8 protein-coding genes are annotated in these 12,712 nt (G+C 40.5%); 6 read left to right on the forward strand and 2 right to left on the reverse strand.

Going from position 1 to position 12,712, the window contains the following annotated elements; genetic code table 11:
- Positions 1-4 precede the first annotated feature (4 nt).
- The 4 genes from AJGP001_RS12925 (at position 5) to AJGP001_RS12940 (ending at position 6,567) form a co-directional block, all read left to right on the forward strand.
- The gene (locus tag AJGP001_RS12925; RefSeq protein ID WP_071153871.1) at positions 5-3,169 is read left to right on the forward strand and encodes an efflux RND transporter permease subunit; all 3,165 of its coding nucleotides are present in this window, start codon (positions 5-7) and stop codon (positions 3,167-3,169) included.
- A 368-nt stretch (positions 3,170-3,537) separates the two neighbouring features.
- Positions 3,538-4,563 (forward strand): LysM peptidoglycan-binding domain-containing protein, encoded by a 1,026-nt coding sequence (locus AJGP001_RS12930; protein ID WP_071153872.1) that lies wholly within the window; start codon positions 3,538-3,540, stop codon positions 4,561-4,563.
- A 169-nt stretch (positions 4,564-4,732) separates the two neighbouring features.
- Complete coding sequence (locus AJGP001_RS12935) at positions 4,733-5,920, forward strand: processed acidic surface protein (RefSeq protein ID WP_071153873.1); 1,188 nt, start codon at positions 4,733-4,735, stop codon at positions 5,918-5,920.
- Positions 5,914-6,567 (forward strand): class D sortase, encoded by a 654-nt coding sequence (locus AJGP001_RS12940; protein WP_078080620.1) that lies wholly within the window; start codon positions 5,914-5,916, stop codon positions 6,565-6,567. The genes AJGP001_RS12935 and AJGP001_RS12940 overlap by 7 nt, the downstream gene beginning before the upstream one ends.
- Positions 6,568-6,622: 55 nt before the next feature.
- On the opposite strand, the gene AJGP001_RS12945 is transcribed toward AJGP001_RS12940, so the two are convergent.
- Together AJGP001_RS12945 and AJGP001_RS12955 are read right to left on the reverse strand one after the other, a co-directional pair.
- Complete coding sequence (locus AJGP001_RS12945) at positions 6,623-8,056, reverse strand: trypsin-like peptidase domain-containing protein (protein ID WP_071153874.1); 1,434 nt, start codon at positions 8,054-8,056, stop codon at positions 6,623-6,625.
- A gap of 628 nt (positions 8,057-8,684) precedes the next feature.
- Positions 8,685-9,083 carry a hypothetical protein gene (locus AJGP001_RS12955; RefSeq protein WP_078080621.1) on the reverse strand — a complete coding sequence of 133 codons (399 nt, stop codon included), beginning with the start codon at positions 9,081-9,083 and terminating at the stop codon, positions 8,685-8,687.
- 369 nt (positions 9,084-9,452) lie between these two features.
- Between AJGP001_RS12955 and secA2 the strand changes: the two genes are divergently transcribed.
- Both secA2 and AJGP001_RS12965 read left to right on the forward strand, forming a co-directional pair.
- Positions 9,453-11,810, forward strand: a complete 2,358-nt coding sequence (gene secA2 / locus AJGP001_RS12960; protein WP_071153877.1) for an accessory Sec system translocase SecA2 — start codon at positions 9,453-9,455, stop codon at positions 11,808-11,810.
- A 4-nt stretch (positions 11,811-11,814) separates the two neighbouring features.
- A complete protein-coding gene (locus tag AJGP001_RS12965) occupies positions 11,815-12,711 on the forward strand; it encodes an accessory Sec system S-layer assembly protein (protein WP_078080622.1) in 897 nt (298 codons plus the stop codon).
- The last annotated feature ends 1 nt before the right edge of the window (position 12,712 follow it).

Consider the following 12,712-nt stretch of genomic DNA (forward strand, 5'->3'; position numbering starts at 1 on the left):
CAACTTGAAGAAAATTATCGACTTTTCATTAAATAACAAATTTGCGATTTGGATTTTGACTATTATGGTCGTCGTGGCAGGCTTATACGCAGGCTTAACGATGAAACAAGAGTCAATTCCAAGTATTACCTTACCTGCAGTTACTGTCGTAACAACTTATCCGGGAGCTGCACCCGATGAAGTTATGGAAGAGATTACGATTCCGATGGAACAGCGCATCCAAAACATGAACGGCGTTGAGCTAATGACTTCTTCATCACTAGCAAATGCGTCAACCATTCAAGTTCAATACGATTTTGAAGTCGACATGGATGAAGCAACACGTGAGTTAGAAGATGCGCTATCGCAAGTAGCCATTCCGGAATCGGCGAATGACCCTCAAGTTTCGCGTCTTAGTTTAGATGCCTTCCCGGTCTTGTCACTGAGCATCAGCGATTCTGGCAGTTCACTAGAAGAACTAACAGCAACTGTTGAAGAAAACGTGCTACCTGAACTTGAAGGAGTAGCCGGCTTATCCGATGCTCAAGTTTCTGGTCAGCGTGTACAAAAAGTGACCATGTCCTTTGATCAGCAAGCTTTAGCAACATACGGCTTGACTGAAGAAACCATTCAACAACTAATTCAAGGATCCAATCTGACGTTCCCGTTAGGCTTGACTGAGTTTGATGGCGAGTTGAAAAATCTAGTGATTGACGGCGACGTTACGTCCGTTGATGATTTGAAAAACCTGCAAATCCCAGCTGTCCCTCAAATTGCACCGGTTGCACCAAGTGAAACACCGGCAACACCTGGTACGCCTGGAACTGAAGCACCAGGTGCCGAAACACCTGTTGTTGAAACGCCAGCTACCCCGTCTGCGATTCCAACTGTAGCCTTAAGCGAACTAGCTGACATTGAAATTGTTAGTGAGGCAGAGTCGATTTCGCGCACGAACGGAGAAGAATCGATTGGGATTTCAATTGTCAAATCACCAGATGCCAATACCGTTGAAGTCGTTAATGGCGTAAAAGACATCGTTGCTGAGGTTGAAGATGAATACGGTTTGACCGTGGCTTCTACATTTGACCAAGGTGAACCCATCGAGAAATCAGTTGAAACGATGCTCAGCAAAGCGTTATTCGGTATTTTGTTTGCTGTCGTCATCATTTTGCTATTTCTTCGTAGTTTCAAAACAACGCTAATCTCAATTATCTCTATTCCTTTGTCGTTATTAATGGCGATTTTCCTACTGAACCAATTGGATATCACTTTGAATATTATGACGCTCGGTGCTCTGACTGTTGCGATAGGACGCGTTATTGATGACTCGATTGTAGTAATTGAAAACATTTACCGCCGGATGGCTTTGCCTGGTGAGAAATTACGTGGCAAAGAATTGATTCGTGAAGCAACACGCGAAATGTTCGTACCCATTTTCTCATCTACTGTCGTTACCATCGCGGTATTCCTACCACTTGCACTTGTTAGCGGACAGATTGGCGAATTGTTCTTGCCGTTCGCTTTAGCCGTTGTCTTTGCGTTATCTGCGTCGCTGCTTGTTGCTGTTACCATCGTACCAATGATGGCACATTTGATGTACCGCAAACAATTGCAAAACTTGGATGCCAATAAATCCACGAAAAAAGCACATAAGCCAAGTAAAATGACAGCAAGCTATAAACGTATTTTACAATGGTCATTAAACCATAAAATCATTACATTTGGTGGTGCTTCAGCGGTTCTTGTGGCGAGTTTGTTCTTGATTCCTGTTATTGGTGTCAGCTTCTTGCCTGAAGAAGAACAAAAAATGGTGATGGCAACTTATAGTCCTGAACCAGGTCAAACTCGTGAAGATGTAGAAGCTATCGCATTAGATGCAGAAAGTGCCATTGATGGACGTGAAGGTGTTACATCTTACCAATATTCACTCGGCGGTGGCAACCCACTGACAGCAATGGCTGGCGGAGGAGATAATTCCGCACTGTTTTATATTGAGTATGAGGATGAATTCGAAGCTTTCGGTGAGGAAAGCACTAATTTAATTGACGAATTAAACGGCTCTACTGAATCCGGTGAATGGGCGAGTCTCGACTTTGCTGCTACAGGAGCAAGTGGTCTAGAAATGTTCATCTACGGTGACAACCTAGAAGATATCCAATCGGCGATTGATCAAATTCAGCCATTTATGGAAGACAACCAAGGGCTGGAAAATACAGAATCGAGTTTAACCGAAGCTTATGATCAATTCACATTAGTCGCAAGTCAACAAAGCTTAAGCAAAAATGGATTGACTGCAGCACAAGTCGGCATGGCACTAAGCAGTGTTGCTGAAGCACCTGTATTAACGACAGTGACTCATGAAGAAAAAGACATAAATGTTTACATCGAAACAGAAGAAACACAATACGCTGGCATTGAAGATGTAACAGCTGTAGAAATTCCAACAGCACTTGGCACGACTGTCACAGTTGGCGAAGTCATGGAAGTAGAAGAAGGCAAATCACCCGATACAATTAACCGTAGAGACGGTCAAATGTTTGCTTCTCTAACTGCAGATGTACGCGGTAACAATGCCGCTGAAATCACGACAAAAATTGATGAGCAAGTAGCAGAGCTTGACTTGCCAGCGGGTGTCACAACCGATCATGGTGGTATCACTGAACAAATCAACGAATCGTTCACTCAGCTTGGCTTGGCTATGCTTGCAGCCATCGCGATTGTTTACTTTGTTCTAGTCGTCACATTCGGCGGCGCGCTTGCTCCATTCGCTATTCTGTTCTCACTGCCATTCACAGTGATTGGCGTTCTAGTGGCATTATGGATCACTGGAGAAGCATTGAGTGTCAACGCATTGATTGGTGTATTGATGTTGATCGGTATCGTGGTTACGAATGCTATCGTCTTGATTGATCGCGTTATCCATATGGAAAAAGCCGGATTGACCACACGTGAGGCTCTACTAGAAGGCGGTGTTACACGTTTGCGTCCGATTCTGATGACAGCCTTAGCTACAATTGGTGCGCTTATTCCACTTGCTCTTGGTGTAGAAGGCGGCGGTGGCGGATTGATCTCCCAAGGCCTTGGAATCACAGTTATCGGCGGATTGATCAGCTCGACTTTACTGACATTGGTTATCGTGCCAATCGTTTATGAAGTGGTATCGAAATTCCGTAAAAAACGCGTCGACTAAGTGGTACATTAATAGCAAAACAGGCAGCTCATAACCCGAGCTGCCTGTTTTTTTGCGTAGTTTTGGCTGACCGCACCTTGTTCGGTGAAAAGCGCACCTCATTTACCAATAACCGCACCTCAAACGGGCAACACCGCACCTCGCAGGCTCCTAACCGCACCTCAAACAGCAAAGACCGCACCTCACTCCCACTAAATTCTATTTCAGCTCCCCCAATTAAAATTTCTTAATATTCAGTTAAAATCAAGGAAAATTATTTCTATTCATGGTATATTAGGTGTATAGTATTGTCGGAAAAATCTTCTATCACCCGGATCCCTATACATACGTTGACTCTAGTCAGCGCACCAACTAAAGGGGTGAGAAAGGTGCTTTCTAAATGGCTTAAAGTCTCAGCAGCCTTCGTATTAATCCTGTTTACTGTCTTGTCTTTCTCTAGTCAGTCACAAGCAGCGAGTTCCACCTACATCACTAAAGGCAACACGACCGAAAAAGTGGTCGCTTTGACTTTTGATGACGGTTCAGATGGCACGAACATCAATAAAATCCTAGACATTCTGTCTGCCAATAAGGTCACAGCGACGTTCTTTTTAACAGGTTCCGGAGCAAAAAATCACCCGTCTTGGATTAAAAATATTTCAGCAAAAAATCATCAGCTTGGCAATCACTCTTATTCTCACGCTGATTTCACCAAACTGTCGGCCTCAAAAATAACAAGCGAGCTTAGCACAACAGAAAAAACCATTAAGGACATTACCGGAAAATCGACCAAACCCATTTTCAGAGCTCCCTTTGGTGCATCCAATGCCTCCGTCCTGAAAACAGTCGGTAATGCAGGATACACCCATACACTCCAGTGGAACATTGATACTGTCGATTGGAAAGGTGTTTCTTCAACACAAATTACCAATAAAGTTATGAATAACATCGTACCAGGATCCATCGTTTTGATGCATACGGGCGCAGGAGCATCTGGAACTCCGAGTGCTTTACCCGGCATGATCAGCAAATTGAAAGCGAAAGGCTATAAATTTGTTACTATTTCTGAATTACTGAAGTTGCCTACAGCACCTGTCAGTGGAACTAAATACACAGTCAAAGTTGGGGATACGCTTTACAGCATTGCAAGAACATACAAAGTAACGGTCTCCGCATTGGCTAAAGCTAATAACATCACCAACTATAATTTGATCAAAGTTGGTCAAGTATTAATGATTCCTGGAAAATCTACGCCTCCACCTGCTACTTCTATTAAATACACAGTCAAAGCTGGGGATACGCTTTACAGTATTGCTCGTAGCTATAAAACGACTGTCGCAAAAATCGCAACAGCCAATAGCATAACGAACGTCAACTCCATTCGTGTAGGACAAGTGCTAGTGATACCAAACTAGCAGAGTTAAAACTTAGAATGTTACGGCACAACGATAGAAAGAAGCTGGAATTTGTTTTCCGGCTTCTTTTTTTGTCTAAAATAACAAGTTATATATACCTATTCTAATAGAATGAGTGCAACTCTATAATAGTATGGATATTCCATTTTTTAATACAGGAGGAAAAAAAGTGAAACGTTTAGCTGTATTTTTATTACTGTTAGTATTTGCATTTAGTACAATGCCACTTTCTGCATCTGCTATCAAATCAAACGATGCTGAATTTGAACAATTTTTAGCTGGCATCAATTGGGAGAAGCAAGATTATTTAGCGTATTTAAAAAGCAAAAATTGGTCTTTAGACGAATTTGATACAGTTGACGAATTAGGCACCCCTTTAACTGAAGAAGGCGTTCAATTGTTGACTGCAACACTAGACTTAACTCGCGCAGAATTGAATGAAATTCTTTATGAATACGGTGACCTCGAGTATGGACAAGATGTTCTTGATGGCGTTTACTTAATTTTTATAGAGGATGTTGAATACTCAATTGAATTTTATCTAAATGACGGTGCAGGCACTCCGATTGATGCGATCAATCTTCAAGAGTTAATGGATAGATTCGGATTCACCTCTGAAAAAGAACTTGAAGAATTTTTGCAAAACTATTCGGATTCTCTTTCAAACTATGATTTTATCGAAGACTTGGAGTCTTCTATTGTTTTTTATACAGAAATGGATGATTACGAACTAGAACTTGATGGACTTTTTACTGAACTAGGTTTGACAGACGAAGAAGTAGAACGGCTGGTTGCTCACCTTGAAACATTGGATTTCGAAGATCCTGCTTTCGAGCAAAAACTAACACAATTAAGTGATCGCATGATGGCAATGGAAGAATTTGAATCGGCAGATGAGTTAACCGCTGAACAAATTGCTGAAGTCCTGGATATTTACAGCGACATGATTGACTTATTTGAGTTAAGAACCGCTTATTTCTTTGTAAAAGATGGTCAAAAAACAGCTGTTTCATTAGCGACTTTAATGACGCTTGAATCAACTGAAGGCGCTGATTTATTAATTGAAATTTATAATTTAAAAGATGTATTTTTGGCTGACGTTCTTTTGACTGCCGACATGTTCGGATCTGATTTAATCGTAGATACAGGGAAAGACCTGGGTGCTGTTGAAACAATCATCGCAACACCAGCTGTCGTACAAAAGCCAGTAGAAGTTCCTGCTACTCAAACTTTAAAAGGTGCAAAATTACCCGCAACAGCTTCTGATTTTGCAGCCCAAGCAATTTTTGGATTCGTACTACTTTTAAGCGGTTTAGCATTATTCCGTCGCTTTAAAGTAGGGAAAAATGAATGCTGATCAACCAACCGAAAAAAAAGAAGAACATACAACGGTTCTTTCTTACTTTCTCTGTCGTCCTTATCGTTTCGGGTCTATGGTTTAGTACGACAAGCACTGCCACTTTCGTAAAAGGCTATCTGCTTTATAAAACAGGTAACGTTGAAGCAACGGACTTTAGCAGTAAAACTGAGTCTCTTTTTGTTGCACATAGCGACAAACACACATCAAAAGAAACAACCCATTCTGAATATCCAGAAACGCCCGAAATCGGAGACTTAATGGGAGAATTGATTATTCCGAAGCTCGAAGCCACGCTACCGATTATACATGGCACCGATGAAGACGAACTTGAACAGGGCGTTGGGCATTTTGCGCAAAGCGTGATGCCAGGTGAACATGATAATTCCGTATTGTCTGGACATCGCGATACGGTCTTTCGAGAACTTGGCGATGTTGGCAAAGGAGACTTGCTGATTGTTGAAACCTATTCAGGCACCTTTACCTACAAAGTACGTCAAGTTCGAATTGTGGATGAAGACGACAGAACCGTCATTGTTCCAAAACCAAGAGCCACTTTAATTGTTTCCACCTGCTACCCATTCGATTACGTTGGGTATGCTCCAGATCGATATATCTTAGTAGCAGATCTCGTTTCCAGCAATTAAAAAAAGAAATTCCCAACTTTCGGGAATTTCTTTTTTTTGTGTTTTGCTTTAATAATTACTCCTTATTGACAATATCCGAAATATAGTAAAAGCCATATTCATCCATGACAATCGTATAGGTTTTGCTGCGTTCTTGAACAGACCATTTGCCGTTTGCATCTTTAAAGTCAAATGCCTCTTCCGTTTGAACAACAGCATGATCGTCTAAAATTTCGATACTTGAAATTTCCAGCTTCGTAAAGTTAAATTCCATTCCTTGCCCAGCAATGTCTGCAATGTATTCAGAAATACCATTGTAAATATCACTTTGATAAACCAATAGATTTTGAACATAAAAGAAGTCTTCTTCTTTTAAAGCTGTTTCATAATAATAACGGAAATCACCGATAAACTCGCTTAAATTAGTTTCATCGAATTTCATTTCTAAATCAACATCGTATTCATAATCTTCATCTTCGTACCCGCTAAAATCGTCGTACACTTTGAATAAAGCGGCTACTTCTTCTGCGGACATCGGCGTAGTAACCCACTGACTCAATTGATCATGCATCGAATACATAGGAATCGAAAAGCCAATTGAATCGCCTTCTTCGATTACTAATGAGTTAATGCCAATCACTTTCCCGGTCGTTGCGTCTACTAATGGTCCCCCGCTGCTACCAGGCGCAATTTTCGCATCCATTTGGTAAATATCCTCGTACGTAAATTCTTGATAAAAGTCGCGATCAATGCCTGTTAAGTAACCAATTGAAGCGGTATTTTCCATACCCGCAGGACTCCCGAGTGCAATGACTTCAGTGCCTACATCAGTTGCTTCCATTTCAACTGGCAATGGTGTGATGCCTTCAAACGCTTCTACATGGATCAACGCAATATCAGATTCAGCGGAAATGCCAACGACTGTGCCTGGATGATCTTGTCCGTTAATGTTGCGAACTACGACATCTGTAAAACCTGCTACTGCATGGGCATTTGTCACAACCATCCCTGTGTCAGAAAACAAGAATCCCGACCCTTGTCCCCCTTCAGTCATTATGGTGTAAACTTTTTGCTGTGATTCTTTAATGATTGCCGTTTTCTCTTTTTTCTTTGGTTCCACTTTTTCTGTTTGCTCAGAAGGTGGCACAACATTTTCCACTTTCGTTACAGTACCTGCGACTTGTTCTTCCGCTGGAACTGTTTCTTCAGGTTCTTCAATTTTCTCTACTACACCCGGTTCTTCTGTTTTTGGTTCTTCTGTTGCTTCTGGCTCTTTTTCAGCCGGTTTTTCTTGTTTTGGTGGTTCTGTTTGATCTTCTTGAGCTGATTTATCTGCCATTAATTGGGCCGATCCAACCCCAACTCCGAGTAATGTCAAAACTAGTACGATTGCATAAATAAAATTACGTTTTTTTTGCTTTTTACTTCTTTTCTGTATAAGTGAATGCCCACAATGCTTACAGAATTTTGAGCCTTCTTCATTTTCTTTTCCACATTTATTGCACGTCATAGCTGAACCCCCTTGATGAACTAGCATAAATTTCTTTATTTTCTTCCATTATAAACCTTATAACGTCAAACAACTACTCAGGGTTGCAAGATGTAATGAACTCTTCGTATTTGTAATAATTCTATCTATTCAGAACATAATGTTACCATGAAAATCATATTTATATTTAAATAATGAAATAAAATTTCATTTTTTTAGAATATGTAAATTAATTCACATGAAAAAATAAGCTCAGCTTCGCAAACTACTTTTCCAAACATCTTTTGCGTGACAAAATTTCGTGTGCTGATAAATATGGAAAATTTAGAGATTTAGTTAAAAGCCTAAACATGTTAGGAACACCTAAGAGACTGTTTTTACCTCTCTAACCTAAAACGGACCAAGAAAAAGGACATCTTTTCTTGGTCTGTTTTTTGAGTTGATGCCCACATTATTGAAGTCGTTGTGCACTTTTTCGAAATCTCCGAGGTAAATTCACCGGAACGATCGATTGCCTTTTGTAGGACAGAACAAACTATCTGCCACAATTTGGCGTCTGCCATAGATATTCCTCATCGATCTATCCTCAAGGGCTGATGGCAATGCAGATGGCGACTCCTTTTGAGACAGCTCCCTTTAGTTACCATTTTTATTTCACATCCATCTCGTCTATTTTCTTTTGTACTCGCAATAAATCTTCAAACTTATTGCTTAAAAGAGTCGATTCGGCCGCTATTTCTTGAGATATAGTATTTAGTCTTCGTATTAACTCATCTAAAGTCGACTGATATTGCTGGTATTGTTCAAAACTAATCGTTTCTTGTCTTTCTAGCTTTGCAATCAAACGGTGTAGTGCTTCTTCTGCATCAGCTAATTGTTTCTCGTAAGGAACTAATTTTTCTGTAACTTCAGCTTCTAGTTCATTGAGTGTTTGTTGTTCGTCTATTGCCGGAGCTTCTGCTGCCATGTAATGGCTATCAACATTCATGGTCAAGAACAATCCAATAAAAAGAATGGGAATGAACATTTTCAAAAACAAGGTTCTCAAATGTGTTTCCTCCTTTAAACTAATTAGATATTACAGTCAGCTTATCCTATCTTTTCATAGAGGCAACACCTTTTCCTAAGACTTTAGAATTTCTTAATATACGCTTTACATCAATTTAGGATAGACTTGAGTACAAGTTTACAGAGCCTCCTAGCTGTTTTATTACTATACTATCCTCAGCTGAAAAATTCTTATATAATCAAAATATTATTACTGATACAGTTTGTTTTATTCATTTTAAAAAAAGCTAAATTTAAGCGGCCATCTTGTTGCAGAGACGGTTATCCACACAAAGTAATGTGGAGTTTACTGGGAAAGTTTGATAAAATAAGCAGGTAGCAATTGGAGAGAAGAAGGAGATTAGTATTCATGGTAACGTTATTCAAGCGATCAACTAAATCGATTACAAGACCGTTGAAAAAGTACAATCGGATTGTAGCAGCCATTAATGCACTAGAAGCGAAATACCAAGGCATGTCCGATGAGGAACTTCAGCAAATGACGGCCATCTTTAAAGAACAACTACTAAAAGGAACGACTATAGAAAAAATTATTCCAGACGCTTTTGCTGTCGTTCGCGAAGCTTCAAAGCGTGTACTAAATATGCGCCATTTCGATGTTCAGTTACTAGGTGGATTAGTACTAGCTGAAGGAAATATCGCTGAAATGCCAACCGGCGAAGGAAAAACATTAGTATCCTCCCTTTCTGCATATGTTAGAGCGCTAGAAGGAAAAGGCGTACATATTATTACAGTCAATGACTATTTAGCAAAACGAGACTACGACCAAATAGGCCAAATCCATCGCTTTTTAGGATTAACGGTTGGGTTAAACCTTCCAATGATGCTTAGCGATGAAAAACAACAAGCTTATCAAGCAGATATAACGTATGGTGTCGGCACCGAATTTGGCTTTGATTATTTACGAGACAATATGGCACCCAGCTTGCAAGAAAAAGTACAGCGACCTTATCATTATGCAATTATCGATGAAGTCGATAGTGTCTTGATTGATGAAGCAAAAACACCTCTTATCGTCGCTGGAAAGATGAAAGTCAGCGCTGAGCTTCATCAAATTGCTTCCTTGCTGGCTCTGCGTTTTATTGAAGATGAAGATTACGAATACGATGATGAAACAAAAGCCACTTCCTTGACGGATAAAGGCATCGAAAAAGTGGAGAAAGCATTTGGAGTCGACAATCTATATGAGCTCGAACACCAGACGCTTTATCATTATGTGATTATGGCACTTCGTGCGCGCGTCATGTTTATACGAGATGTCGACTATATTGTCAAAGACGACAAAATTCTTCTGGTAGATATGTTCACGGGTCGTACTTTAGACGGTAGAACTCTTTCTGATGGTCTGCATCAGGCAATCGAAGCAAAAGAAAAAGTAGAAATTACCGAAGAAAACAAAGCACAGGCTCAAATTACGATACAGAATTTTTTCCGGATGTATCCGCATCTTTCCGGCATGACGGGCACAGCAAAAACTCAGCAAAAAGAATTCCGTGAAGTTTACGGCATGGATGTCATAGCAGTACCGACTAATCATCCGAAAATTCGGGTCGATTTGCTTGATCGCGTGTTTCAAACTGCGGACCATAAATACAAAATCGTTGCTGAGGAAGTTGGCAAGCTTCATCAAACTGGTCAGCCTGTTCTTATTGGTACTACATCCATCCTGCAATCAGAAGCCGTTGCTGCTTATTTGAAAAAGCACGATTTGACTTTTCAATTACTTAACGCGAAAAGCATGGAACAAGAAGTTGAGTTGATTTCGCAAGCAGGTCAGTTAAACCAAATTACAGTTGCCACCAATATGGCGGGTCGCGGCACCGATATCGTTCTAGGCGATGGAGTGGCAGAACTTGGCGGCTTACATGTGATTGGTACCGAAAAGCATGAAAATCGGAGAATTGATAATCAATTGCGTGGGCGATCTGGTCGTCAAGGCGATCCAGGTTCATCTCAATTCATCATTTCTCTTGAAGACGATATGTTCAAACGTTTTGCAAAAGAAGACGTTGAAAAATTCGAGAAAAAAATGAAAACGTCGAAAATTGGAGAAATCACCAATAAAGACATTCATGAACTAACTGATCGTACGCAACGAATTGTAGAAGGTTCTCACTTTTCCATGCGCGAGTATAACCTGAAACTTGATGATGTCATTAACGAGCAACGTAAAATCGTTTATGACCTTAGAAATCGCGTGCTCAGCGGACAAGAAAACTTCTCAATCGTGCAAGGCATGGTTCGAGACGCCGCTGATTATGTCATCTCTGAAACACTTCCTGAAAACGACGACATTCAATTGATTCATCTTGCTGCTATCAAACAGGACTTGCAACAACTATTAGGAGAATCCATCACGCTTTCCGAAAATTTAAGCAAACGAAAAGTCATTGACGCGGAAATCGAACCTTATTTGCACCGCATTTCCGAGTTTATTGGCTCCAATCAAGACGATCTTAAAGTCGCTAGAACTGTTCAACTCGTTATGCAATCACAAATTGATGCCATGTGGATCAAACACTTGGAGTCGATGGCTCACCTGAAAGAAGGCATCGGACTTCGTTCTTATCAACAAGAAGATCCTATGCGAATTTATCAAAAAGAAGGCCTTGAGCTATTCGCTTTGAATTTCCAGAACCTGCGTTATTCTGTTGCTTCAGAGATACTTGGATTTCTGCGCAACTTGAATCGCCACGAAAAGGGGTAAAAAATTGAGTATTTTTTCTTTCTTCAACAAAACCGGGAAAACTGGAAAAGATTCCATTGTGTCTTCTACAGAACTAGGAGCCGGTTCCGAAACAGCATCTTTAGAAACACAAGAAGTGACACCTACTTTATCTATTTCTCAAGAGTGGGAGATTAGCAAAGAACAAGAATACGTCCTAAAATTCCTATCAAATGACCTCCCACCTTTGCAAGCAAACCAATTGTCGTTGGCAGGAATTGATATCGAAGCAGATCCATACACAGGCGATTGGAACGTCCAAGCCTTTTTCCGCTCGTCGCTCGAACGTCCATTTACGATGGAAAAAGCCGAGTTGGTATTGCAAGATGGCAACAAAGAAACCATTGCGTCACAAGAATTCGATTTATCGGAATTGGGATCAATTCCCGCTCTGTCCAATCGCCCTTGGATTTTCAAATTCAAAAAAGATTCGATTCAAACGGCACAAGTTCCAACTGCCGATTGGTCATTAGCTTTTAATGTTCAATCTCTTGTGCCACATGCGTTGGATTTAGACATTTCCTGGGAAGAGGCATTATCATCTGAAAAAAAATCCGTATTGAGAGATTTAGTCCAAAAACTCCCTAAGTTAAATTCTCAGGAATTGAATCTTACAGGGTTTCAGACAAGCTTTTCGGAAGATGGAAATTTAGCGGTTTCCGTTTTTATTCGTAACGGTTATTCAAAACAGATCGAATTAGAAAATTTGCCTTTGGAAATCATAGATGCAACGGGCTCCTCCGTAGTAAAAGGCTCCTTTAAACTAGCACCGCTCACTGTCAAAGCTAATACAACAAAACCTTGGACTTTCATTTTCCCGAAAGATACACTTCAAGTCAGCAATCCTGATTTGTCACGGTGGACAGCGCGGATTCCAAACTAAC

The sequence above is a fragment of the Planococcus faecalis genome, assembly GCF_002009235.1.
Classification (GTDB): Bacteria; Bacillota; Bacilli; order Bacillales_A; family Planococcaceae; genus Planococcus; species Planococcus kocurii.

Coding starts and splice junctions, on each gene's coding strand:
- AJGP001_RS12940 (WP_078080620.1), top strand. CDS start 5,914: ATGCTGATCAACCAACCGAAAAAAAAGAAGAACATACAACGGTTCTTT.
- AJGP001_RS12945 (WP_071153874.1), bottom strand. CDS start 8,056: ATGACGTGCAATAAATGTGGAAAAGAAAATGAAGAAGGCTCAAAATTC.
- secA2 (WP_071153877.1), top strand. CDS start 9,453: ATGGTAACGTTATTCAAGCGATCAACTAAATCGATTACAAGACCGTTG.